16 protein-coding genes, 3 tRNA genes and 1 pseudogene are annotated in these 24,734 nt (G+C 49.3%); all 20 read left to right on the forward strand.

Annotated features, from left to right (window positions below; genetic code table 11):
- The first annotated feature begins 82 nt into the window (after positions 1-82).
- The 20 genes and pseudogenes from lon to nuoN all read left to right on the forward strand — a co-directional run bounded on the left by lon (position 83) and on the right by nuoN (position 24,733).
- Positions 83-2,512 carry an endopeptidase La gene (lon, locus tag WJT86_RS06705; protein ID WP_346336761.1) on the forward strand — a complete coding sequence of 810 codons (2,430 nt, stop codon included), beginning with the start codon at positions 83-85 and terminating at the stop codon, positions 2,510-2,512.
- A 170-nt stretch (positions 2,513-2,682) separates the two neighbouring features.
- Positions 2,683-2,979: an HU family DNA-binding protein gene (locus WJT86_RS06710; RefSeq protein ID WP_346337063.1), complete on the forward strand. Its 297-nt coding sequence runs from the start codon at positions 2,683-2,685 to the stop codon at positions 2,977-2,979.
- 105 nt (positions 2,980-3,084) lie between these two features.
- Positions 3,085-3,160, forward strand: a tRNA-Val gene (locus WJT86_RS06715).
- Positions 3,161-4,195: 1,035 nt separating this feature from the next.
- On the forward strand, positions 4,196-9,217 hold the full coding sequence (locus WJT86_RS06720; protein WP_346336763.1) for an autotransporter outer membrane beta-barrel domain-containing protein: 5,022 nt from the start codon (positions 4,196-4,198) through the stop codon (positions 9,215-9,217).
- Positions 9,218-9,567: 350 nt separating this feature from the next.
- Positions 9,568-9,644 (forward strand) — tRNA-Asp (locus tag WJT86_RS06725).
- Positions 9,645-9,832: 188 nt separating this feature from the next.
- Positions 9,833-9,909 (forward strand) — tRNA-Asp (locus WJT86_RS06730).
- 323 nt (positions 9,910-10,232) lie between these two features.
- On the forward strand, positions 10,233-10,598 hold the full coding sequence (locus WJT86_RS06735) for an NADH-quinone oxidoreductase subunit A (protein WP_346336764.1): 366 nt from the start codon (positions 10,233-10,235) through the stop codon (positions 10,596-10,598).
- A complete protein-coding gene (locus WJT86_RS06740) occupies positions 10,589-11,149 on the forward strand; it encodes a NuoB/complex I 20 kDa subunit family protein (protein ID WP_346336765.1) in 561 nt (186 codons plus the stop codon). The genes WJT86_RS06735 and WJT86_RS06740 overlap by 10 nt, the downstream gene beginning before the upstream one ends.
- Positions 11,150-11,160: 11 nt before the next feature.
- Entirely contained in the window at positions 11,161-11,790 is a 630-nt protein-coding gene (locus WJT86_RS06745; protein WP_346336767.1) for an NADH-quinone oxidoreductase subunit C, read from the forward strand.
- 19 nt (positions 11,791-11,809) lie between these two features.
- Positions 11,810-13,000, forward strand: a complete 1,191-nt coding sequence (locus WJT86_RS06750) for an NADH-quinone oxidoreductase subunit D (protein ID WP_346336768.1) — start codon at positions 11,810-11,812, stop codon at positions 12,998-13,000.
- A 55-nt stretch (positions 13,001-13,055) separates the two neighbouring features.
- Positions 13,056-13,733: pseudogene (nuoE, locus tag WJT86_RS06755) on the forward strand (NADH-quinone oxidoreductase subunit NuoE); the annotation flags it as partial.
- Positions 13,734-13,764: 31 nt separating this feature from the next.
- Complete coding sequence (gene nuoF / locus WJT86_RS06760; protein ID WP_346336769.1) at positions 13,765-15,066, forward strand: NADH-quinone oxidoreductase subunit NuoF; 1,302 nt, start codon at positions 13,765-13,767, stop codon at positions 15,064-15,066.
- A gap of 27 nt (positions 15,067-15,093) precedes the next feature.
- Positions 15,094-17,172, forward strand: coding sequence for an NADH-quinone oxidoreductase subunit NuoG (gene nuoG, locus WJT86_RS06765; protein WP_346336770.1), 2,079 nt, complete (start codon positions 15,094-15,096; stop codon positions 17,170-17,172).
- A 10-nt stretch (positions 17,173-17,182) separates the two neighbouring features.
- Entirely contained in the window at positions 17,183-18,205 is a 1,023-nt protein-coding gene (gene nuoH / locus WJT86_RS06770) for an NADH-quinone oxidoreductase subunit NuoH (RefSeq protein WP_346336771.1), read from the forward strand.
- Positions 18,206-18,219: 14 nt separating this feature from the next.
- Complete coding sequence (nuoI, locus tag WJT86_RS06775) at positions 18,220-18,708, forward strand: NADH-quinone oxidoreductase subunit NuoI (protein WP_346336773.1); 489 nt, start codon at positions 18,220-18,222, stop codon at positions 18,706-18,708.
- 142 nt (positions 18,709-18,850) lie between these two features.
- On the forward strand, positions 18,851-19,462 hold the full coding sequence (locus tag WJT86_RS06780) for an NADH-quinone oxidoreductase subunit J (RefSeq protein ID WP_346336774.1): 612 nt from the start codon (positions 18,851-18,853) through the stop codon (positions 19,460-19,462).
- Between the two features lie 10 nt (positions 19,463-19,472).
- The gene (gene nuoK, locus WJT86_RS06785) at positions 19,473-19,778 is read left to right on the forward strand and encodes an NADH-quinone oxidoreductase subunit NuoK (RefSeq protein WP_346336776.1); all 306 of its coding nucleotides are present in this window, start codon (positions 19,473-19,475) and stop codon (positions 19,776-19,778) included.
- 23 nt (positions 19,779-19,801) lie between these two features.
- Complete coding sequence (gene nuoL, locus WJT86_RS06790; RefSeq protein ID WP_346337064.1) at positions 19,802-21,763, forward strand: NADH-quinone oxidoreductase subunit L; 1,962 nt, start codon at positions 19,802-19,804, stop codon at positions 21,761-21,763.
- Complete coding sequence (locus tag WJT86_RS06795; protein ID WP_346336778.1) at positions 21,763-23,274, forward strand: NADH-quinone oxidoreductase subunit M; 1,512 nt, start codon at positions 21,763-21,765, stop codon at positions 23,272-23,274. Before nuoL ends, WJT86_RS06795 begins: the two co-directional genes overlap by 1 nt.
- A 7-nt stretch (positions 23,275-23,281) precedes the next feature.
- Positions 23,282-24,733, forward strand: a complete 1,452-nt coding sequence (gene nuoN / locus WJT86_RS06800; RefSeq protein ID WP_346336779.1) for an NADH-quinone oxidoreductase subunit NuoN — start codon at positions 23,282-23,284, stop codon at positions 24,731-24,733.
- The last annotated feature ends 1 nt before the right edge of the window (position 24,734 follow it).

The raw sequence follows: 24,734 nt of genomic DNA on the forward strand, positions 1-24,734 counted from the left end.
TGAATGTGAGCCGCCGGTAGTCAGCCCATAAGTCTGCTTTTGCTAAAGGGAGTTATTGGGCGGTGTGGAAAGGAATGTCTTTATGACACAAAACAAGTCTCGCAAGCCGGTCGTTCCAGGCACATCGGGGACTTATGCCGTTTTGCCTTTGCGCGATATCGTTGTGTTTCCGCATATGATTGTGCCGCTTTTCGTTGGTCGTGAAAAATCCATTCGCGCCCTTGAAGAGGTCGTGCGCAACGAGCAGCATATTCTGCTGGCAACACAGATAAATGCTGGAGATGATGATCCAGAGGTCGATGCTATCTATAAAGTTGGCACCCTTGCATCTGTTCTTCAGCTATTGAAACTTCCAGATGGCACTGTAAAGGTTCTGGTTGAAGGCGCAGGACGTGCCAAGGTCAAAGCCTATTCACAGGTCAATGATTTCTATTCTGCAGAAGCAGAAGTTCTCACAGATGATCTGGGTGACCAGATTGAAGCTGAAGCTCTTGCACGTTCGGTCGTTTCCGAATTTGAAAATTACGTCAAGCTGAACAAGAAGGTCTCTCCGGAGGTGGTTTCTGCCGTCGGACAGATTACTGATGCATCAAAGCTTGCCGATACGATTGCCTCCCATCTTGCTGTAAAGATCAGCGAGAAACAGGAAGTTCTTGAAACTCCAACGGTCGTTCAGCGCCTTGAGAAAGTTCTGGGGCTGATGGAGAGCGAGATTTCTGTTCTTCAGGTGGAAAAGCGTATTCGTACCCGTGTCAAACGCCAGATGGAAAAGACACAGCGCGAGTACTATCTGAATGAGCAGATGAAAGCGATCCAGAAAGAACTCGGCGACGAGGATGGTCGGGATGAGCTTGCAGAGCTCGAAGAGAAGATCAACAAGACCAAGCTTTCCAAGGAAGCCAAGGAAAAGGCACATGCGGAGCTGAAGAAGCTGCGCCAGATGTCTCCTATGTCAGCTGAGGCAACAGTTGTTCGCAACTACCTCGACTGGCTGCTTGGTATTCCATGGGGACGGCGTACAAAGGTTAAGAAGGACCTGAACATTGCTCAGGAAGTTCTTGATGCCGATCACTATGGTCTTGAGAAGGTTAAGGAACGCATTGTCGAATACCTTGCTGTGCAACAGCGTGCCAATAAGGTGACAGGTGCCATTCTTTGCCTCGTTGGCCCTCCCGGTGTTGGTAAGACATCACTTGGCAAGTCCATAGCCCGTGCAACAGGCCGTGAGTTTGTTCGTATGGCTTTGGGTGGTGTGCGTGATGAAGCTGAGATTCGCGGACATCGCAGAACCTATATCGGTTCTATGCCAGGCAAGATCATCCAGTCCATGCGTAAGGCCAAGGTCAACAATCCGTTGATTCTGCTTGATGAGATTGACAAGCTCGGAATGGATTTCCGTGGTGATCCATCTGCGGCCTTGCTTGAAGTGCTTGATCCGGAACAGAACCACACATTCAGTGATCACTACCTTGAGGTAGATTATGATCTGTCGAATGTGATGTTTGTGACCACAGCCAACACATTGAATATTCCTCCGGCTCTTCTTGACCGTATGGAAGTCATTCGTCTGGCTGGTTACACGGAAGAGGAAAAGGTTGAGATTTCCCGACAGCATCTGATTCCAGAGGCTGAAAAGAAACATGGCCTTGCTCATAATGAGTGGAACATCACTGAAGATGGTCTGCTTGAGCTGGTGCGCCGTTATACTCGTGAGGCTGGTGTTCGTAATCTTGAACGCGAAATCTCCAACCTGATGCGTAAGGCGGTCAAGGAAATCCTGATTTCCAAGGTCAAGAGTGTAACGGTTACTGCCAAGAATATCGCCGATTACCTCGGCCCACCGAAATATCGTTTTGGTGAAGCAGAGACAAAGGATTCGGTTGGTATTGTTACAGGCCTTGCATGGACTGAGGTTGGTGGTGAGCTGCTGACCATCGAAGGTATTGCTCTTCCGGGTAAGGGCAGGCTGACGGTGACAGGTAACCTGCGCGACGTGATGAAAGAATCGATCACGGCCGCAGCAACCTATGTTCGCTCGCGTGCCACAACTCTTGGGCTTGAACCTCCGGTGTTTGAACGTAAGGATATCCACGTTCACGTTCCAGAAGGTGCAACCCCGAAAGATGGCCCATCAGCCGGTATCGGTATGGCAACGGTTATCACATCCATCATGACAGGCATTCCGGTTCACCGTGATGTTGCCATGACAGGTGAGGTGACTTTGCGTGGCCGCGTTCTGCCAATCGGTGGTCTGAAGGAAAAACTTCTGGCTGCTCTGCGTGGCGGTATCAAGCGGGTTATCATTCCGGAAGAGAATGTGAAGGATCTTGCTGACATGCCTGCCACCATTAAAAATGGTCTGGAGATCATCCCTGTGTCCACCATGGATCAGGTTCTCCAGCACGCACTTGTGCGCATGCCAGAGCCGATTGAATGGGATGAAAGAGCCGATTCGGCCAAATCTCCACCGCCCGGAGCGGAGGAAGATACGAGTGGTTTGATTGCTCACTAATCTCTGAAAAAGGTAGAAAAAAACCGGATTCTTTTGGAATTCGGTTTTTTTTTATGGAAATTGGGTGGAAATGGCCTTTTTCCTGTATTTCAGGGCTTGCGCGTTTAAAATCTTTGCTTCACACGGGATATCCGAAACGACGGCAAATTATGTAGTTGCACGCCGTCGTCATAACGGAGGACTATACTATGAATAAAGGCGAATTGATTAGCGCCGTTGCAGAAAAGGCCGGACTCTCAAAGGGTCAGACCGGTGAAGTTGTTGATGCTGCTCTCGCAGTTATCACAGAAGCTCTGAAGAAGGGCGATGAAGTTAAGCTCGTTGGTTTCGGTACTTTCGTTGTAACGAAGCGTGCAGCTGGTGAAGCCCGCAACCCCCGCACAGGTGAAAAGGTTAAGGTTCCTGCCTCCAAGACACCTAAGTTCCGTGCTGGCGCTGGCCTCAAGGACGCAGTTAACGGAAAGTAATTTCTGTTTTATGCAAAAAAGAGGGTCGATACCGCTTGCGTTATCGATCTTCTTTTTCTAAGAGAGTGTGTGGCTGTTTTCGAGATTCGTGAAAACAGAAAGTATGGGCGATTAGCTCAGTTGGTAGAGCATCTCGTTTACACCGAGAGGGTCGGCAGTTCGAGCCTGTCATCGCCCACCATACTTCCAAATAAGAACAATAAAAAAGCATAGGTACTCAAGAGCTTTGCGGTACCATTTGGTTGTCGGTTTCATTCGGTACTTTTTGCGAAAAGTAATGCAGACCGGTTAACACTCATAAATTTCCTCATAATCAGCAAATTATATGATTACTCAGAAGTCTGCCGGGCTTGAGTAATGTTTTCTTTTCTAACTCAACTTAAAAACAGTAAGGCTTAGGTCGCTTGATACTGTGTATCCGGTTGAGACTATCTCTGTATCAGCCTTTGTTGAGCTGATGCTACACTGTGATGTTGAATGAGCTGCTGTGGTAAGGGGCGGTATCAACACAATGCCCAAACTTAAGAAAAGACTATTATTAATTATACGTCTGCTTTCTCAATGCCTGACGGTTATCTTTAGGTGAGAGAAGAGTAGGAAGACTGTCTTTATATAAATGACACAACATTTAGGCTTGTTAAGAAAAGGTTAATATTGCTATTTTGCAATTATGTAATTTGTCTAATTATTTATTTAATGCAAATTTTAAATTATTTTATGTGAAATCAGTTTTAATGTTAAATGGAATCGTTGTATTAATAATATGAAGTTAAAGGCGATCCAGTGTAAGGCGTAATAATATTAATAGGATCCCTTGTTTCTTTTTTTAGATATGATGTCTGCAAGGGAGTGAAATAGCCTTCTCTCTAATACGGTTTTTATTGCCTATTGGTAAGAAGAGAATCTTCTAAGAAATCCAAACTACCACTGTTTCAAACATATTCGTTAACCTGCGTTCAAAAACCAAAGTTGCATCGTCAGCATTGGTAACGCTGGCTCTTGGAAATTGAACGTTGATTCAATTTAACTTGCTTTGGCGAGAACGATGACGGCTGCGCATATGACTGAAAATCAAACAATGAAACGTCTTGGGGCGTTGGTTTAAATACAATTTGTAAGGATGTATAAGATGCGGGGCGAACTGAAAAAGTCTAAATGGCTGCGAGGCAGTGCTCAATACTTGTTTTATGGGGTCTCAGTCCTCTCTCTACTGGTCATGTCATCAGAGAAGTCATTCGCATTGAATGAGTGCGGCGTTGTGGCCGCTGGTGGTACTGTTATATGCGATGGAACGCGTAATTCTAATAATCCTAACGGTGCCGTTTATAACACCAATATTACGATCATCGTTGATGGAACAACGACACCTGTAAATTATACGACCGGCCCTTCCACTGCGGGAACTATATCGCTATCTGGTACAAATAGTATTGCATATGATATGCGCATTGAAACAATTGGGGATGTAACAATTTCCGGGGTCAGCAGAGGGTTGTTCATAACCACCACGGATACTGATTTTACCTTGGGTGGAAACCGGGAAATTATTATTGGTTCTGGCACCTCAATCAATGTGGGTAGCAATGGTCAGGAACTTCGTGCAGCCCACATTACATCAGCTACAACAGATTTAGTTTATATTGAGAACAATGGGTCAGTTCGCGCCATTGGTAATGCAACTAATGGTGTTATTGGGATTGTTGCAAATAATAGGGGAACCTTTTCAGAAACCACAATCTCGCGGATAGTAAATAATGGTAGTGTTGTTATTCAACAGAACGCAAATTACACCGCATATGCTGTTGGTGTAAGTGCAACGGCTGGTTTGGCCGAATTCACGAATAGCGTTACAGGGACGATAATTGCGTCTGGCGTTGGCCCGTTGGTTCGCGGCGTTTATGTTTCAGGTAGTTCGGAACACGCTGTTATGCGCGCCTTAAATGAAGGCTATATCGAAACGACGGGTACTTTAGCTAATACTGCGGCTCTTACTGGTGATGCTGCTATGTGGGTTGGGCAGACATATACAGGCTCATCAACCAAAAGTGTAACTGTTGAGAATACTGCAACAGGAACGATTATTGCCAATGGTCCACATGTGGACGGTATTGCAGCATATACAAGTGGTTCAGGTCCGGTGACTGTAACCAATGCCGGAACTGTAATGGCGACAGGCTTAGATGCTGATGGAATTAAGGCTTATTCAATTTTTGGGTCTGTCTTAATAAATATTACAGGTGGAACCGTTACTGGTGGAAGCGGGACGGGAAGTGGTATTCGTGTCAGAAGCCATACATCTAGAAATACAGAGATTAATATTGGGGCTGGAGCCACAGTCACTGCTGCATCAGGTATCGCGATCTTCAACGGAATTAATGGTCTTAGTGGCAACATTGAAGTCAATAATGCCGGGACCATAACGGGTAATCTTCTTCTTGGCGATAATGGCAGAGCAACTGTTGTAAACCAGTCAATTATTACCGGTATTGTTGATCTTGGAGCTGGCAACAATACGCTCACCAATGAAGCTGGTTCAACCATTACCGGTAATATTGTATCGGCGACGGGTTACAATATAATCAGAAATTCGGGTGTGATTGACGGAGATATCGCGCTTGGTTCCGGTAATAACAATACGACGTTGTATGCGGGATCATCAGTCATCAATGTGAGTGGCACGACTGGTGTCAATAACGTGACCGTTATGGGTGATGCGCTCTTTACGTTTCTTGATGGTGGCATTGGTGGTGGTGCTGATACGCTGAGCTTCGATGGTGCAACCCATACCCTTTCGTCAGCAAGCGATGTAGATCACTTTGAGGTGATGAATCTGGTGAACGGGTCGGTCATTACAACATCTGATCTGATCAAGATGACTGATACGGCAGGTGGTGTTGGTGCGATATCTATTGATGCGACTTCGACATTGGCAATTCAGTCCCCATCTGGGTATGAGCTCAACCATGCCCTGTCCGGTACAGGTGTGATCTCTGCACAGATGAATGCGGGTACGGATGCCTTTAACTTTGGCTCAGGTGCAGGTTCTGCCTTTGCGGGTACGCTACAGATGGGGCAGGGCACCTTTGCGCTTTCGGGGCTCAACACGACAGCGCTGACCAACGCAACGCTTCAGGTAGATGTCAATTCAGTTACTACTGTGGGAACAGGTAATCAGGTGATCGGTGGCCTGACTTTTAATGGCGGCACAATGATATTCGATGCAACTGCTCCTGCGCAGATTATTGCAACGAGCTATATCACAGCGGGCAAGCTTGATATTTCCGGTACCGGCACGGTTCAGGTTAATCTGCCGGATGATATCGACAATAGCCAGCCATTGCCAAGCAACACCTTACCGTTGTTGCAGCACGATGATATTACAGCAATGACCAAGCTGGTCAGTTCTGCGAATGTAAATGGTACCGGTGGGGCGCTGGCTCTTGTTGACCAGAGTGGCGTGGTCATTTCCAATGCTCAGATTCTTGATATTGACCAGAATGGCGTAAAAGTTGCCGAAGGGACTTATGATTATCGCCTGCTGAGCGCCTCAGATGGCTTAACTCAGGATGGTCTTTATATTGGTTATGGCCTTAAGCTGGTTAACCTGATTGGTACAGGGAACGATGCACTGGTTCTTGTTCCGGCCATTGGGGCAACAGGTCTTGCTGCTGACCTTTCTGCCCAGTTAACAGGTTCCGGCGATCTTGCCATTGCTGCTGGTGCGGGGCAGACGGTTTCACTGTCGAATACGCTGAACGACTATTCAGGTATTACAACAGTACAGACCGGGACATTGGCAATGGCTGTCGATAATGCTCTAGGCCTTACTTCAATCCTGAATGTCTCTGCCAATGCCGGTTTTGACAGTGCAGGCTATTCCCAGACTGTTGGCGCGCTTAATACCGGTATTGGAGCGAGTGCCGTTATTGCCTCGGGTTCGACCTTCACAATCAGTGATCAGCAGCGTGCAGCAGGTAATACGGAAGGCGGTCTGATCGAAAGCGGTACTCTGTCCGGTGGTGGTACCGTTGTGATCGATTCGTCAATTGTTTCGGTGAATGGTGCTCAGGCAGGCTATACGGGACAAGTTGAGGTTGAAGGTGGCTCTGAGTTGAAACTCAATGCTGCTGATGCCTTTAATTCAGCGCAGGGGATTGAGCTCGCTGCTGCCGAAGATACACTGATCTTCGGTGACCTATCTGGTACCAATGCAACATGGACAGCTATTCCGAACGGTACAGCGGCAGTTAATCTCTCTGGGGCTGGTCGCGTCGAACTGCGTGACGGATCTGATGTTACCCTTTCAGGTGACAGTACAGCTTTTACAGGTCAGTTTGATATTGCGGCTGGCACCGCATTGCGCGCAACCGAAGCAAAGAATCTCGGGACGGCCTCCATTCTGGCCGAAGGGACTTTCAATGCCATTGCCGATACAGACTGGCAGCTTGGTAATGCTGTGACAGGCACGGGAACCGTCCTTAAAACTGGTACGGGATCACTGACGGTTGATCAGGCGCTTTCTGGCTTTACCGGATTAACCAGTATTGAAGAGGGGACGCTGGTCGTTGGTTATTCCACAATGTCCACTGCTTTCGTTGGTGGCAACGTTAGTGTCGCTTCAGGAGGAACTCTGGCTGGTAACGGCACTATTGACGGGGATGTCATAAATACGGGCACAATTAGTGCTCTAAACGCTCTCCCGACTTACAGTACTGCTCCGGCTTCAAACTTCACCATCAATGGCGTATTGACCAACTCCGGTACTGTTCAGCTTGGCGGTTCAGCTATTGGCAATACGATTACAGTTGGTGGTCTTGTTGGGCAGGGTGGTAACTTTGTATTACATACAGCGCTGGCGAATGACAGTTCGGCAACCGACCAGATCATCATAGATGGTGGTACTGTTACTGGTTCGAACTTCGTGTCTATCGTTAATCAGGGTGGTCTGGGTGCCCAGACGACTGGTGACGGTATTCAGGTTGTCGTGGCACAAAACGGTGCAACGACAGCAGCAGGTTCGTTTACGCTATCGAGCCGTGTTGCAGCAGGTGCTTATGAGTACAGCTTGCTTCGTGGTGGACTGGATGGTTCAGGTGAGGGCTGGTATCTGCGTACGCCTCCGATCATAACTCCAGAGACGCCATCCATACCGCTGCCAAGTTCAACGGATGGCCTGCGCCCCGAAGTTCCGACCAACGCAGCGATTGCTCCACTGGCTTCTGAATTTGGTTATGCGATGCTTGGAACACTCCATGAGCGTAGTACAGGTGCCTTTATAAGCTCTGGCCCTGTTTTCGAGGAGCGTAAAGTCAAATGTAAAGATGCGTCCCAGAACTACCGTTGTGTCGTTCGGGTTCCAGTACAGGGCCTCACTGACAGCCAGCGCTTTGTTACCGCCGGATGGGCAAGAATATTTGCTGATAAAGGTGAGAAGAGCCGCAACAACTTCGTTCGTTCTGGTGCTGATTATGGTTATACCCTTGGTGGTGTTCAGGTTGGCCTTGACGTTTATGCCAATGAACAGGCTGACGGTACGCTGGATAAGGCTGGCGTATATGTCGGTTACGGTCAGGTCTCGGGTAAGGTGCGTGATGTGAGTGACGTAAAGGCAGGTTCTGTTGATCTTGATGCAACTTCCGTCGGGGCCTACTGGACACACTATGCGGCCTCTGGCTGGTATACAGACGCCGTTGTTCAGGGAACCTGGTATTCAGCCGAAACCCGGTCGGTAAGGGGTGAACAGACCAAGCCAGATGGCTTCGGCTTTATGGCCTCGATCGAAGGAGGCTATAGCTTCAAGCCTACTTCTGACTGGGTAGTTGAACCGCAGGCACAGCTCATCTACCAGAATGTCACCTTCAACGATACGAATGATAACTACGGTATATTCCACTTCCAGAATAGTGACAGTCTTCGTGGTCGTCTCGGTGTCCGGGTTGCCCATAACTGGAATATGGGTAGCGATACCGATCAGCGCCTGGTTACAGCCTGGATGAGAGCCAATGTCTGGCATGAGTTCAAGGGTGATTACAAAACAATGGTTACTACCCTGCAGGGTTCTTCGCCTTACCAGACGACAACTGCGCTTGGCGGTACATGGGGTGAAATAGGGGCAGGCGGTAGTGCACAGGTGACAGATAGTATCAATCTGTTCATGACAGGTGCCTATCAGCACTCTCTGGATAACAAGGGCCGTCAGAGCTGGAATGGTCGTCTTGGTGTCAACATGAAGTGGTGAGCCACGGAAACTCTGAAAATTAAATGACGCGCTTTAGTCTAGCACGTCGTAGATTGTGATAGTCTGGAAACTGATTTTGTAAAAGGTGGGTTTCAAGTTTTGCAGGAAGTCGGGGGGCTTTCTCCGGCTTCCTGCATTTTGTAATATCCCAATAAAGTATGACCTGATTCACATGATGTAATCTGATTAGGTCAGAGGTATATATTCAAGATAAGGAGTACTTTGTACGACTGTATTCTGGGTAAAATGTATCATTTTGCATATGAAGGTGTTTTATTTTTTGAGAATGGCTTGACATTAATGCGTTGGCCCCGTAAATCGCCGCATCGCCTTCTTGTAAAGGCTGCTACGCGGATGTAGCTCAGTTGGTTAGAGTGCTGGCCTGTCACGCCAGAGGTCGCGGGTTCGAGCCCCGTCATCCGCGCCACTTCCCTTTAAAATTAAATATATACTTTCCAAGGGTTGTTGGCGCTATTCCGCGCTCGCGGTAACGTTCGTTTTTATCCTATTTACTATTTTTTCTTGAATAATTGTCGAGGTGGCTTGCAAGTCAGCGCTGCTTGGTCTATCCAAGCGCATCGAACGGTGCTTGCCACGGGTAAGTATCTGTTTCACGCGGATGTAGCTCAGTTGGTTAGAGTGCTGGCCTGTCACGCCAGAGGTCGCGGGTTCGAGCCCCGTCATCCGCGCCACTTTTTTCATCAGAGATTTATATGTTTGCTGTCAGGCTTGAGCCTTCTCAGGCCTTTTTGGTTTTCGGTTCTAATTCTCTGTTTTCATACATCTTTTAGGATAATAATACTAAAGTAGAATAGTATGTTTTTCCTGTTTTCTCCTGAGACCTTCTAGTTCTTCTTTATAAAAAATAAAAATTACCCCCTGTGCGCACTTGTCACAGGCCAGCTGGTGGGTTAATCCATCACCACAAGTGTTGTCCTGCTACCTTTACGGAAATGTTGGGTTTGGATGACGCCTTTTCGGAGGTCCCACTCCATAGCTTGGACAGGGTGCTGCAATGACTGACCTTCTAAGTGCATATCAACCGCTGGTAATCTTTATCGGCGTTTCGTTAGTAATCAGTATTGGGTTGCTTGTTGCGCCATTTCTGACGGCTGTTTCAAATCCGGACCCGGCTAAGCTCTCGGCTTACGAGTGTGGTTTTAACGCCTTCGATGACGCACGTATGAAGTTTGATGTGCGATTTTATCTCGTCGCTATCCTTTTTATTATCTTCGATCTTGAAGTTGCCTTCCTGTTTCCATGGGCCATCACATTTGGAGCACTTGGCTGGTTTGGCTTTATATCGATGATGGTATTCCTTGGGGTACTGACAATCGGGTTCGTCTATGAATGGAAGAAGGGAGCCTTAGAATGGGATTAATCGACCCTTCCAAAGGGCAGCTTGCAACAGCATCTGTTCCAACCGCTGCAAACCAGACCGATCCCTTCTTTGCATCTGTCAGCAACGAGCTGGCAGATAAAGGCTTTATTGTTGCCAATCTTGACGAGCTGGTGAAATGGGCCCGTAATGGCTCCCTGATGTGGATGAGCTTTGGTCTTGCCTGCTGCGCGGTGGAAATGATGCAGGTTTCCATGCCGCGCTATGACGTTGAGCGTTTTGGTTTTGCGCCGCGTGGTTCGCCCCGTCAGTCTGACGTTATGATTGTCGCCGGAACTCTGACAAACAAAATGGCTCCGGCCCTTCGTCGTGTTTACGACCAGATGCCAGAGCCCCGTTATGTTATTTCCATGGGTTCCTGTGCCAATGGTGGTGGTTACTACCATTATTCCTATTCGGTTGTTCGCGGATGTGACCGTATTGTGCCGGTTGATGTTTATGTCCCTGGCTGCCCTCCAACTGCGGAGGCATTGCTTTACGGAGTTCTGCTCTTGCAGAAGAAAATCCGCCGTACTGGCAACATCGAACGCTGATCAGGTGCTTCATGGATAATTCTCTAAAAGCAACTGATACCGCAGCAGCCCTTAATGAGCTCGGCAAACATATTGCTGATTCTCTTGGGGCTAAGATTGTTGGCTTTAATGTTGCCGTAGGTGAGCTGACGGTTTCTGCCGAAGCTGCTGAGATCATCAATGTTTTGACATTTCTGCGCGATGATGAGCATTGCAAGTTTGTCTGCCTCATTGATCTGTGTGGCGTTGACTATCCAAATCGTGAAAAGCGGTTTGATGTTGTCTACCATCTGCTGTCACCGGCTTTAAACCAGCGTGTTCGCGTTAAAATTCAGTCGGACGAGAATACCCCGGTACCGTCCATCGTTGCGTTTACGCCTGCCGCTGACTGGTTTGAGCGTGAAGCTTATGACATGTATGGCATTGTGTTTGACGGCCATCCGGATTTGCGTCGCCTGCTGACAGACTACGGTTTTGAAGGCTTTCCGCTGCGCAAGGACTTCCCGCTTACGGGCTATGTCGAAGTTCGTTATGACGAAGCACAGGCACGTGTTATTTATGAGCCTGTAAAGCTGCCACAGGAATTTAGAAACTTTGATGCCATGTCACCATGGGAAGGCACAGACTACGTGCTGCCCGGTGATGAAAAGGCTCAGGGTTAAGAGCGGAGAGGGGTAGCCAATGGCCGAACATAATATCCGCAATTTCTCGATCAATTTTGGTCCGCAGCACCCTGCCGCGCACGGTGTGTTGCGTCTGGTTGTTGAGCTTGAAGGCGAAGTCGTTCGCCGCTGTGATCCGCATATCGGTCTTCTGCATCGCGGCACAGAGAAGCTGATCGAGCATAAGACTTATTTGCAGGCAACGCCATACTTTGACCGTCTGGACTATGTGGCTCCGATGAATCAGGAGCATGCATTCTGTCTGGCCGTTGAAAAGCTGCTGGGTGTTAAAGTTCCGCGTCGTGCTCAGCTCATTCGTGTGCTGTACAGCGAAATCGGACGTATCCTGAACCACCTTTTGAATATTACGACACAGGCCATGGACGTTGGTGCATTGACGCCACCTGTCTGGGGCTTCGAAGAACGTGAGAAGCTGCTTATTTTCTGTGAGCGTGCCTCTGGTGCGCGCTTCCATGCCAATTATTTCCGTCCGGGCGGTGTTCATCAGGATATTCCTCCAGAGCTGATCGACGATATCGAGAAGTTCTGCGATCCATTCCTGAAGTTCGTTGATGACCTTGATGCTCTGGTTATGGACAACCGCATCTTCAAACAGCGTAACGTTGATATTGGTGTCATCACCATTGAAGATTGCTGGGCACGTGGTTTCTCTGGCCCCATGGTTCGTTCAACGGGTGTTGCATGGGATTTACGTAAGTCTCAGCCATATGAATGTTACGAAGAAATGGATTTTGACATTCCTGTCGGTTCCCACGGCGACAACTATGATCGTCAGGTGATCCGTATGGAAGAGATGCGTCAGTCCGTTTACCTAATGAAGCAGTGTATCCAGAAGCTTCGTGCTCCTGATGGCAAAGGGCCGGTTAAAGCCGTTGATGGCAAAATCAGTCTTCCATCACGCACAGAGATGAAACGTTCCATGGAAGCCCTGATCCAGCATTTCAAGCTGTTCTCAGAAGGTATCCACGTTCCCGCAGGTGAGGTCTATGCCGCTATTGAAGCTCCTAAGGGGGAGTTCGGCGTCTATCTGGTCTCTGATGGTGGAAATAAGCCTTATCGCTGTAAAATCCGTGCGCCAGGATATCCTCATCTTCAGGCAATGGACTTTTTGGCGAAGAACCATCTGTTGAGCGATATTCCATCGCTTATTGGTTCTATTGACGTTGTGTTTGGCGAGATTGATCGCTGAGTAGAAAACAGGATCGTGCGCGCAATCTGCGCAATACCGATCGGGAGTGAAATGCATGGCAGGTCGTCGGTTTGCCCCTAAAGAGCTTCAGCCGGAAAGTTTTGCTTTCTCGTCTGAAAATGAAGCTTGGGCTCGCGAGCAGATCCAGAAATATCCGGAAGGCCGTCAGGCTTCGGCTATCATTTCCCTATTGTGGCGTGCGCAGAAGCAGGCTGGTGGCTGGTTACCGCAAAAGGCGATTGAGCATGTCGCTGATATGCTTGACATGGCTCACATCCGTGCCGCTGAAGTTGCAACATTCTATACGATGTTCAATCTTGAACCGGTTGGTAAGCATTTCGTACAGCTTTGTGGCACAACACCTTGCCAGCTTCGTGGCGCCAATGAACTCAAGAAAGTTCTGCAAAAGCGTGTTGGCGATGAGCGTCATGTAAATGACGACAGCATTTCCTGGCTCGAAGTTGAGTGCCTTGGTGCCTGCTGTAATGCGCCGATGGTTCAGATCAATGATGATTACTTTGAAGATCTGACACCAGAAACCCTTGAAAAACTGCTCGATGATCTGGCTGCAGGCACGCCGGTTACGCCGGGGCCTCAGAGTGATCGTAAAGCTTCTGAACCCCATAATGCCGTGAAGACCTTGCAGGATGCATCGCTTTATGATGGTTCGCGTCTTGGTTCATGGCGTAAGCGCTTTGAAGAAGAGGCTGTGCATACAATTGATGCTGCCGCCGATAAGCCGAAATCCTGAGGAGGTTTGACAGATGCTTCAGGATAAAGATCGCATTTTCACAAATCTTTACGGACTGCAGCCTTGCGACCTTAAGGGCGCAATGAAGCGTGGTGCATGGGATGGAACGAAGTTCATTCTTGAGCAGGGACGTGACTGGATCATCGATGAGATGAAGAAATCAGGTCTTCGCGGTCGCGGTGGTGCTGGATTCTCGACAGGTTTGAAGTGGTCTTTCATGCCAAAGCAGTCTGATGGACGTCCGCATTATCTGGTCGTCAACGCTGACGAATCAGAGCCGGGCACATGTAAGGATCGCGAAATCCTGCGCCATGATCCGCATCTTCTGGTGGAAGGCTGCATGATTGCATCCTTCGCTATGGGCGCCCATGCTGCTTACATCTATGTTCGCGGTGAATATATTGCTGAGCGGATTGCTCTGCAGAAAGCCGTTGATGAGGCTTACGAAGCCAAGTTGATTGGTAAGGATAATATTCACGGCTATCCGTTTGATCTTTATGTTCACCATGGTGCCGGAGCTTATATCTGCGGTGAAGAAACCGCGATGCTTGAGAGCCTTGAAGGCAAAAAGGGAATGCCGCGCATGAAGCCGCCATTCCCGGCCAATATGGGGCTCTATGGTTGCCCAACGACGGTCAACAATGTTGAGTCGATTGCAGTTGCCGGTACAATCCTGCGTCGGGGTGCCAGCTGGTTCTCCAGCCTTGGTCGCCCCAATAACGCTGGTACTAAACTCTTCTGTGTTTCTGGCCATGTTAACAAGCCATGTAACGTTGAAGAGGAAATGGGTGTTACATTCCGCGAGCTGATCGATACACACTGTGGTGGTGTCCGTGGCGGATGGGATAATCTCTTGGCCGTTATTCCCGGCGGTGTTTCTGTGCCTGTTGTCCCGGCTGATCAGATTATTGATGCGCCAATGGATTTCGATACATTGCGGGGTCTTGGTTCTGGACTTGGAACTGCGGCGGTTATCGTGATGGATAAATCAACGGATATTATCCGCGCCATTGCCCGTATTTCTCACTTCTACAAACACGAAAGCTGTGGTCAGTGCACGCCTTGCCGTGAAGGCACGGGCTGGATGTGGCGCGTGATGGAACGTATGGCGATCGGTCGGGCTCACAAGGGTGAGATCGATATGTTATTTGAGGTTACAAAGCAGGTTGAAGGGCGTACAATCTGTGCGCTTGGTGATGCTGCGGCATGGCCTATTCAGGGCTTGATCCGGCACTTTCGTCCGGAAATCGAGAAGCGAATTGATGATTATGCTGCTAACCCGCATGCGGAGCCTGTGCTCCATGCGGCAAAGTAAGCGTTGGATACCAGAGGGCACGATCAGATGACCAAAATCATTGTCGATGGTATCGAGGTTGACGTTCCTGCTGATTACACGCTGATGCAGGCGTGTGAGGCAGCTGGTGCGGAAATTCCACGTTTCTGCTACCACGAGCGTCTTTCGATTGCAGGCAACTGCCGGATGTGCCTTGTTGAAATCAAGGGCGCTCCAAAGCCAGTCTCGTCCTGTTCATGGGGTGTCAGTGACTGTCGTCCGGGCCCGAACGGTGAGCCGCCTGAAATTTCTACAAAATCCGCAACCGTCAAGAAGGCCCGGGAAGGGGTGATGGAGTTCATTCTCATCAATCACCCACTCGACTGCCCGATTTGTGATCAGGCTGGCCAGTGTGATCTTCAGGATCAGGCAATGGCTTATGGCGCTGATCGTTCGCGGTTTAAGGAAGATAAACGCGCGATTCCCGATAAATACATTGGCCCGCTGGTCAAAACCTCAATGAATCGCTGCATTCAGTGCACGCGCTGTGTTCGTTTTTGTGCTGAGGTTGCTGGCGTTCCAGAAATAGGTGCCCTGTGGCGTGGTGAAGATACCGAGATCACAACCTATCTCGAACAGGCCATGACGTCGGAGCTTCAAGCCAATGTTGCTGATCTTTGCCCGGTTGGTGCTCTGACCCATCGTCCAAGCGCTTTCAACTTCCGCCCTTGGGAGCTCACACACACAGATTCAGTTGATGTGATGGATGCTGTTGGCTCAGCAATCCGCGTTGACACCCGTGGTCGTGATGTTATGCGCATACTGCCGCGTCTCAACGAAGACATCAATGAGGAGTGGATTTCTGACAAGACCCGGCACATTGTCGATGGTCTGCATGCACAGCGCCTTGATCGGCCTTATGTGCGTGATAATGGCAAGCTTCGTCCGGCAACTTGGGCAGAGGCCTTTGAACGTATTGCTGCTAAGGTCAAATCTTCCAAGAAGATTGGTGCGATTGTTGGTGATCTCGCAGCCGTTGAAGAAATCTACGCCCTGAAGCTTCTGATGCAGGCACTTGGTAGCAAGAATATCGACAGCCGTCAGAACGGAACAGTCCTTCATTCCAAGTTTGGCCGCGCATCTTATACTTTCAACAGCACGATTGCCGGTATTGAAGAAGCTGATGCGATCCTGATCATTGGTTCCAATCCTCGGGTTGAAGCCTCACTGGTCAACGTCCGTATTCGCAAGCATTGGCGCAATACCGAGCTGCCTATCGCTGTTATCGGTGAAAAAGCTGATCTGACATATGATTATGCTTACCTCGGCGCTGGTGCTGAGACACTGGCTGATCTGGTTTCTGGCAAGGGTGATTTCGCCAAGGTTCTGAAAGATGCCAAGAAGCCTCTGATCATTATCGGGCAGGGTGCTTTGACCCGTGCTGATGGTCTGGCGGTTTATGGCCTTGCAGCACAGCTTGCTCAGGATGTCGGTGTTATCTCTGATGACTGGAACGGTTTTGCTGTTCTGCATACGACGGCATCACAGGTTGGTGCACTTGATGTCGGGTTTGTTCCTGAAGATGGTGCTTTGACAGCTGCCGAAATGGCAAAAGCTGGTTTTGTTGATGTGCTTTATAATCTTGGTGCTGATGAGCTTGATATCGAAGACGATACTTTCGTTATTTATCAGGGCTCTCACGGTGACCGTGGTGCACATCGTGCAGATGTTATTCTGCCAGGTGCAACCTATACGGAAAAATCCGGCACATATGTAAATACCGAAGGACGTGTTCAGATGGCCTTCCGGGCCAACTTCCCACCGGGTGATGCCCGCGAGGATTGGGCTATTATTCGCGCATTGTCTGATGTTCTTGGTCAGAAACTGCCATTTGACAGCCTTGAGGCTCTTCGCCGTCATCTTTATGCAGCCCATCCGCATATGGCAGCGATTGATAGCGTATCGCAGGGTGATCTAATTTCTGCTCTCAAGGCTATCGTCAAAGAGGCCGGCAAGGGTACAGTTTCGAAAGAGGCTTTCCTGTCACCTGTTGCCAATTTCTATTTCACCAACCCGATTGCACGTGCATCAGAAGTGATGGCGGAATGTTCCGCAGTACGCAGCAATCAGTTGCAAGCCGCAGAATAAGGGGGTGGAGATGTCCTGGATCGATACTCTCATACAGATTGCAATTGTTATAGGTCAGAGCCTTCTCCTGATTGTCGCTCTGCTTCTATTCATTGCTTATATTCTGTATTCTGACCGCAAAATCTGGGCTGCTGTCCAGTTGCGTCGCGGCCCGAACGTTGTTGGCCCTTGGGGCTTGTTGCAGTCTTTTGCGGATTTGCTGAAGTTTGTTCTGAAAGAGCCGGTTATTCCGTCTTCCTCAAACAAGGTTCTGTTTCTGCTGGCACCGTTGATCACCTGTCTGCTGTCGCTTGCGACATGGGCAGTGATTCCGCTGAATGCCAATTGGGTGATTGCTGATATCAACGTTGGTGTTCTTTATGTTTTGGCGATTTCATCCCTGAGCATTTACGGAATCATCATCGGAGGTTGGGCTTCAAACTCCAAGTATCCATTTCTCTCTGCTTTGCGTAGTGCTGCGCAGATGGTGTCTTACGAAGTCTCAATCGGCTTTGTTGTTGTCACCGTTTTGATGTGCGCCGGTACGCTCAATCTGTCCAAGATTGTTGAAGCGCAGGATAGTGCATGGGGTATGCTTGGCTGGTACTGGCTGCCATTGCTGCCGATGTTCGTGATCTTCTTCATTTCCGGTTTGGCTGAAACAAACCGTCCTCCATTTGATCTGGCTGAAGCAGAATCCGAACTCGTTGCCGGTTATCAGGTTGAATACGGTTCAACACCTTATCTTCTCTTCATGCTGGGTGAATATGTTGCCATCATGGTTCAGTGTGCCATGGGTGCACTATTGTTCCTTGGCGGCTGGCTGTCGCCAATTCCATTCGCCCCATTCACATGGGTTCCGGGTGTGATCTGGTTTGTCCTCAAGGTGTGCTTCCTGTTCTTCCTTGTGGCTATGGCTAAGGCAATTGTTCCGCGTTACCGCTATGACCAGTTGATGCGTCTTGGATGGAAGGTCTTCCTGCCAATTTCACTCTTTATGGTGGTTGCTGTGGCATTCGTCCTGAAATTAACCGGTATGGCGCCGGGTGCTTGAGGAGAGATGAAGTTATGAAACTCGACCAAGCTGCAAAATCCATATTCCTGAAGGAATTTATCGGCGCCTTCTTCTTGACGATGCGCTATTTCTTCAAGCCAAAACCAACGGTCAACTATCCGTTTGAAAAAGGCTATTTGAGCCCGCGTTTTCGTGGTGAGCATGCGCTGCGCCGCTATCCCAATGGCGAAGAACGCTGCATTGCCTGTAAGCTTTGTGAGGCAATCTGCCCGGCTCAGGCTATTACAATTGAAGCGGGCCCCCGTGGCAACGACGGTACCCGTCGTACGACCCGTTACGATATCGATATGACAAAATGCATCTACTGCGGTTTATGTCAGGAAGCCTGTCCAGTTGAAGCAATTGTTGAAGGGCCAAACTTTGAGTTCGCGACGGAAACCCGTGAAGAGCTTTTCTATAACAAGGAAAAACTGCTTGAGAACGGTGCCCGTTGGGAGCGTGAAATCGCCCGTAACATTATTAAAGACGCTCCTTATCGCTAAGGGCAAAACGGCCGGACATTAGTCTGTCCATTGAACAGTTGATCGGGTCAGGGGAACTTGCCCGGTTATCGCAGAACAGGGGCAATCGGGTTGGTCCGGTTGGCAATAGAAGGGGCCGCGCAATGCGGCTTGAGCTGAGCATATGACGGTTACTGCCGCCTTCTTTTATTTATTCTCGTGTGTCGCAGTGGCATCTGCTGCCGTTGTTGTCACCGCCCGTAATCCGGTGCACTCGGTGCTTTTTCTGATATTGGCTTTCGTCAATGCTGCGGGTTTGTTCATCCTGTTGGGTGCCGAATTTTTGGCAATGCTCTTGGTTATTGTCTATGTCGGCGCTGTTGCGGTGCTGTTCCTCTTCGTCGTGATGATGCTGGACGTCGACTTCCAAGAATTGCGCAAGGGCTCTAAAAAGTATGTTCCGATTGGAATGCTGATCGGTGTCATCTTCCTTGTTGAGCTCATTTTGGTTGTGAGTGCATGGGTTATTGACCCGGCAACAGTGACCGGTGTTGCAACGACGAAAGCAGCTGTAAGCGGTTTGACGAATACCGAAGCGCTCGGCCATGTGCTCTACACTGATTATGTTTATTTCTTTGAAGCTGCGAGCTTGATCCTGCTGATCGCCATGATTGGCGCCATTATGCTGACGCACCGCGAACGTGAGAACGTTAAGCGTCAGAATATTTCCGAGCAGGTCGCCCGTGATCAATCAACCGTCAAATTGCGGAAAGTTCCTTTCCGTGAAGGCGTTTAAGGGGGCAAAAATGATAGGATTGGTTCATTATCTCATCGTTGCTGCCATTCTGTTTACCATTGGCGTCTTCGGTATCTTTCTCAATCGTAAGAATGTAATCGTCATTTTGATGTCGGTTGAGCTCATTCTTCTGGCCGTGAATATCAACTTCATAGCTTTCTCCTCATTCCTGAATGACATTGTCGGGCAGGTTTTTGCTTTGTTTATCCTGACTGTTGCGGCTGCTGAGGCTGCAATCGGTCTGGCTATTCTTGTGACGTTCTTCCGTAACCGCGGGTCGGTTGCCGTTGAAGACGCCAGCACGATGAAAGGCTGAGGGGGCTTAAAATGGGTAATGCGATGTATTACGCTATCGTTTTCCTGCCACTGCTTGGCTTCCTGACCGCCGGGATACTCGGACGCTGGATTGGTGCTCGAGGCAGTGAGCTGGTTACGACATCCCTGATGGCTGTTGTTGCCGTACTGTCCTGGATTGCATTCTTCGATGTTGCTCTGGGAATCGGTGGTGCAAAGGTGCCTGTTGCGCTCTGGATCCAGTCCGGTGATCTGGTCGCAAACTGGATGCTCCGTATTGATACGCTGACAGCTGTCATGCTGGTTGTGGTCAATACCGTCTCGGCATTGGTGCACCTGTATTCAATCGGCTACATGCATGAAGATCCGCATCGTCCGCGTTTCTTTGCCTATCTGTCGCTCTTCACATTCGCAATGCTGACGCTGGTGACAGCAGACAATCTGTTGCAGATGTTCTTCGGCTGGGAAGGCGTTGGTCTGGCATCTTATCTGCTGATCGGCTTCTGGTTCCAGAAAGATTCGGCAAATGCTGCTGCGATGAAAGCCTTTATCGTCAACCGTGTTGGTGACTTTGGCTTCCTGCTCGGCATCTTCCTTGTTTTCGTTCTCTTCGGTTCCATTACCTTCGACCAGATTTTCCCGAATGTTCAGGCTCATACGAGTGAAACATTCCGGTTTATCGGCTTTGAGTGGAACGCAATTACGCTTGCATGTCTGCTGCTTTTCCTTGGCGCTATGGGTAAATCTGCCCAGTTCCTGCTGCATACATGGCTGCCAGATGCGATGGAAGGCCCGACACCAGTGTCTGCGCTGATCCACGCCGCGACAATGGTCACCGCCGGTGTCTTCATGGTTGCACGCTTCTCACCTCTGTTTGAGGCTGCTCCTGATGCACTGGTTGTTGTCACTATTGTTGGCGCGATCACAGCATTCTTTGCAGCGACCGTTGGTCTCGTTCAGAACGATATCAAACGCGTCATTGCCTATTCCACCTGTTCGCAGCTCGGATATATGTTTGTTGCGCTTGGGGTTGGTGCTTATGGGGCAGGGGTATTCCACCTGTTCACACACGCTTTCTTCAAGGCGCTGCTGTTCCTTGGAGCCGGTTCTGTCATTCATGCTATGCACCATGAGCAGGACATGCGCCATATGGGGGCTCTGCGCCGCTATATTCCGTTTACAACTGTGATGATGGCCATTGGTACACTGGCTCTGACAGGCTTCCCATATACGGCAGGCTATTATTCCAAGGATGCAATTATTGAAGCTGCTTACGCTTCAACGCGCTTTGGCTCTGGTCTGGCATTCACGGCAACTGTTGTTGCTGCGCTGATGACTTCCTTCTACTCATGGCGTCTTTTCTTCATGACCTTTGAAGGAATGGCACGCTGGGGCAATCATGATCATGGCCATGATGGCCATCATGGTCACGGTGATCACAAGCCGCATGAAAGTCCGTTTGTCATGCTGTTCCCGCTGATCATTCTGGCATTCGGTGCTCTTGCTGCAGGTTACGTTTTCAAAGATTACTTCATTGGCCACGATTATGAGGGCTTCTGGAAGGGCGCGCTTTACACAGCTGCTGACAACAAAATCCTTGAAGACATGCATCATGTCCCGGCTTGGGTTGCCTATTCACCATTTGTCATGATGGTCCTTGGCTTCCTGATTGCTCTGGTCATGTACATCGTCAATACGTCACTGCCAGCAAAGATCGCCAATGCAGTGCCTGCACTTTACCGCTTCCTGCTCAACAAGTGGTACTTCGATGAGCTGTACGACATTCTGTTCGTTCGTACGGCCCAGCGACTGGGTCGCTTCTTCTGGAAGTTCGGTGATGGTGCCGTGATTGATGGTCTTGGTCCGAATGGTATTGCAGCCCGTGTACTTGATGTAACGCGTGGTGTTGTTCGTCTGCAGAGCGGGTATGTTTATCACTATGCCTTTGCCATGCTGATTGGTGTTGCTGCTTTTGTTAGCTGGTATCTTGCAGGGGGTGCGCTCTGATGTTTGGTTTTGGCCTTCTCTCCGCTCTTGTCCTGCTGCCGGTTGTTGGCGCTTTTCTGATCCTCATGCTTAGTGGGGAAGAGAAGGGTGTTCGCAACAACGCACGTATGATTGCTCTTGTGACAACATTGGTGACCTTCGTTGTCTCTCTGGTGGCATGGGGTAAATTTGATACGTCAACGGCTGCCTTCAGTATGGTTGAAGTTCATCCCTGGCTGTCTGATACGATTGTTTTCAAGCTGGGCGTTGACGGTTTTTCCATGCCGTTCGTTCTGCTCACAACATTCCTGATGCCGTTCTGCATTCTTGCGTCATGGCGTTCAATCGAGAACCGTGTTCGCGAATACATGATTGCCTTCCTGATTCTGGAAGCAACAATGATTGGTGTGTTCGTTGCGCTTGATCTGGTTCTCTTCTACCTGTTCTTTGAAGCTGGCCTGATCCCAATGTTCCTGATCATCGGTATCTGGGGCGGCAAGCGTCGTATCTATGCAAGCTTCAAGTTCTTCCTGTATACCTTGCTTGGCTCGGTTCTGATGCTGCTGGCAGTTCTTGCTATGTACTGGCAGACAGGAACAACCGATATCGAAGCCTTACTTCAGTATAAATTTGGTTCTTCGTTGCAGACATGGCTATGGCTTGCCTTCTTTGCATCTTTCGCTGTGAAGATGCCTATGTGGCCGGTTCATACATGGCTGCCAGATGCGCACGTTGAAGCGCCAACCGCTGGTTCGGTTATTCTGGCCGGTATTCTGCTGAAAATGGGTGGTTACGGTTTCATCCGTTTCTCACTGCCGATGTTCCCGGAAGCTTCCCACTTCTTTACACCAATGGTGTTTACACTCTCCGTGATCGCGATTGTGTATACCTCTCTGGTTGCCTTGATGCAGGAAGATATCAAGAAGCTGATTGCCTATTCGTCCGTTGCTCACATGGGCTTCGTGACAATGGGGCTGTTCTCTATGACCGCACAGGGTGTGCAGGGAGCGATGTTCCAGATGATCTCACATGGTCTGGTCTCGGGTGCGCTGTTCCTTTGCGTTGGTGTTATCTATGACCGGATGCATACTCGTGAGATTGCGGCCTATGGTGGCTTGGCTAACAGAATGCCGCTATATGCTGTTGTGTTTATGGTTTTCACAATGGCAAACGTTGGCCTGCCAGGCACATCCGGATTCGTCGGTGAATTTCTGAGCCTGACAGGTGCATTCCGCTCCAGCCCGTGGGTTGCGCTGTTTGCGACAACGGGTGTCATTCTGTCGGCCGGTTATGCTTTGTGGCTCTACCGCCGGGTCATGTACGGACCGCTTGAAAAGCCAGAACTTGCCGGGATCAAAGATCTCTCCAAGAGAGAAATCATCATCATGGCACCTCTGTTTGTTCTGGTGATCTATTATGGCTTCCAGCCAGAACCAATTCTGTCCAGCTTCTCGGCTTCAACCGATGCGCTGATTTCCAATTACAATGCCGCTCTTGCTACGGTGAAGACGGCTGTGGCCGCTGCCTATTGAGGTTCCGATGAATTCGCAATTTGTCCTTCCTGATTTTGCACCAGCCCTGCCGGAGATCATTCTTGCAGCTGCTGCGCTGATACTTGTTCTGGTTGGTGTTTTTGCCAAACAGCGACCATTCAGCATTGTTTGCGGCGGTGCCATTCTGGCATTGTTTGTGGCACTTGTGCTTGTCGTTATGGCGCCTGATGCACGGGTTGAAACATTTGGCGGTGCTTTTGTGAACGATGCCTTTGCTCGCTTCATGAAGGCTCTGAGCCTGATAGGTTCAATCGCAGCTCTCGTCATGTCAGGTGACTACTTACGCCGCAATAACATTGCCATTTTCGAGTTCCCGCTGCTGGTTCTGCTGGCAACAACCGGTATGTTAATGGTGATTTCAGCCAACAATCTGATTGCCCTTTATATCGGGCTTGAGTTGTTCAGCTTATCATCATACGTGATTGCCGCCTTACATCGCGATAATCTGCGCTCATCAGAAGCTGGTCTGAAATATTTCGTACTTGGTGCTCTTTCATCCGGTATGCTGCTGTATGGCGCATCTTTGATCTATGGTTTCACAGGTTCCATCAGCTTCCCGGTTATCGCAAAGGCTGTTGCCGTTGAAGGTGCAACAGGGCCAGGCATTGGTATTATCGTTGGTATGGTGTTCATGGCTGCTGGTCTTGCGTTCAAGATTTCGGCTGTTCCGTTCCATATGTGGACACCAGACGTCTATGAAGGCTCACCAACACCGGTCACGGCTTTCTTTGCAACGGCACCTAAAATGGCTGCCATGGCTATGGCTGTGCGCGTGTTTATTAGCGCATTCCCGGCGATTACATCACAATGGCAGCAGATCATTGTCTTCATGTCGATTTTGTCGATGGTTCTTGGTGCTTTTGCTGCAATCGGTCAGAAGAACATCAAGCGTCTGATGGCTTATTCTTCAATTGCCAATATCGGTTTTGCGCTTGTTGGTCTTTCTGCCGGTACGGTTGAAGGTGTTAATGGCGTTATCGTTTATATGGCAATCTATCTGGCTATGACGGTTGGTTCTTTTGCCTGCATTCTGTCCATGCGTCGTGATGGCGTGAATGTTGAGACGATTGATGATCTCGCAGGGAGTGGCAAGACTAATCCGATGATGGCTTTCTGCCTTGCCATGTTCATGTTCTCCATGGCCGGTATTCCGCCGCTTGCAGGGTTCTTTGCCAAATTCTTTGTCTTCTCTGCTGCTATTAAAGCCAATATGCTGACACTTGCTATCATTGGTGTGCTGAGCAGTGTTGTAGGTGCTTATTATTATCTTCGTATCGTCAAGGTTATGTACTTTGATGAGCCGAAGGGCGCTTTCGATAAAATGGATATGGGTGTCAAAGGCGCTCTTGCTGTTTCTTTCGTGGTTGTCTTCTTCTTTGCGCTTTGGCCATCCCTGTTGCTTGATGCAGCAGCAAGTGCGGCTCACGCTCTGTTTTGAG

Origin of the sequence: Hohaiivirga grylli (assembly GCF_039655745.1) — a bacterium.
Lineage (GTDB): Bacteria > Pseudomonadota > Alphaproteobacteria > Rhizobiales > Beijerinckiaceae > Hohaiivirga > Hohaiivirga grylli.

Excerpts from the sequence above, each read along its gene's own strand:
- lon (WP_346336761.1), top strand. The coding sequence starts at position 83 with ATGACACAAAACAAGTCTCGCAAGCCGGTCGTTCCAGGCACATCGGGG.
- WJT86_RS06720 (WP_346336763.1), top strand. The coding sequence starts at position 4,196 with ATGTCATCAGAGAAGTCATTCGCATTGAATGAGTGCGGCGTTGTGGCC.
- WJT86_RS06735 (WP_346336764.1), top strand. The coding sequence starts at position 10,233 with ATGACTGACCTTCTAAGTGCATATCAACCGCTGGTAATCTTTATCGGC.
- WJT86_RS06740 (WP_346336765.1), top strand. The coding sequence starts at position 10,589 with ATGGGATTAATCGACCCTTCCAAAGGGCAGCTTGCAACAGCATCTGTT.
- WJT86_RS06745 (WP_346336767.1), top strand. The coding sequence starts at position 11,161 with ATGGATAATTCTCTAAAAGCAACTGATACCGCAGCAGCCCTTAATGAG.
- WJT86_RS06750 (WP_346336768.1), top strand. The coding sequence starts at position 11,810 with ATGGCCGAACATAATATCCGCAATTTCTCGATCAATTTTGGTCCGCAG.
- nuoF (WP_346336769.1), top strand. The coding sequence starts at position 13,765 with ATGCTTCAGGATAAAGATCGCATTTTCACAAATCTTTACGGACTGCAG.
- nuoG (WP_346336770.1), top strand. The coding sequence starts at position 15,094 with ATGACCAAAATCATTGTCGATGGTATCGAGGTTGACGTTCCTGCTGAT.
- nuoH (WP_346336771.1), top strand. The coding sequence starts at position 17,183 with ATGTCCTGGATCGATACTCTCATACAGATTGCAATTGTTATAGGTCAG.
- nuoI (WP_346336773.1), top strand. The coding sequence starts at position 18,220 with ATGAAACTCGACCAAGCTGCAAAATCCATATTCCTGAAGGAATTTATC.
- WJT86_RS06780 (WP_346336774.1), top strand. The coding sequence starts at position 18,851 with ATGACGGTTACTGCCGCCTTCTTTTATTTATTCTCGTGTGTCGCAGTG.
- nuoK (WP_346336776.1), top strand. The coding sequence starts at position 19,473 with ATGATAGGATTGGTTCATTATCTCATCGTTGCTGCCATTCTGTTTACC.
- nuoL (WP_346337064.1), top strand. The coding sequence starts at position 19,802 with ATGTATTACGCTATCGTTTTCCTGCCACTGCTTGGCTTCCTGACCGCC.
- WJT86_RS06795 (WP_346336778.1), top strand. The coding sequence starts at position 21,763 with ATGTTTGGTTTTGGCCTTCTCTCCGCTCTTGTCCTGCTGCCGGTTGTT.
- nuoN (WP_346336779.1), top strand. The coding sequence starts at position 23,282 with ATGAATTCGCAATTTGTCCTTCCTGATTTTGCACCAGCCCTGCCGGAG.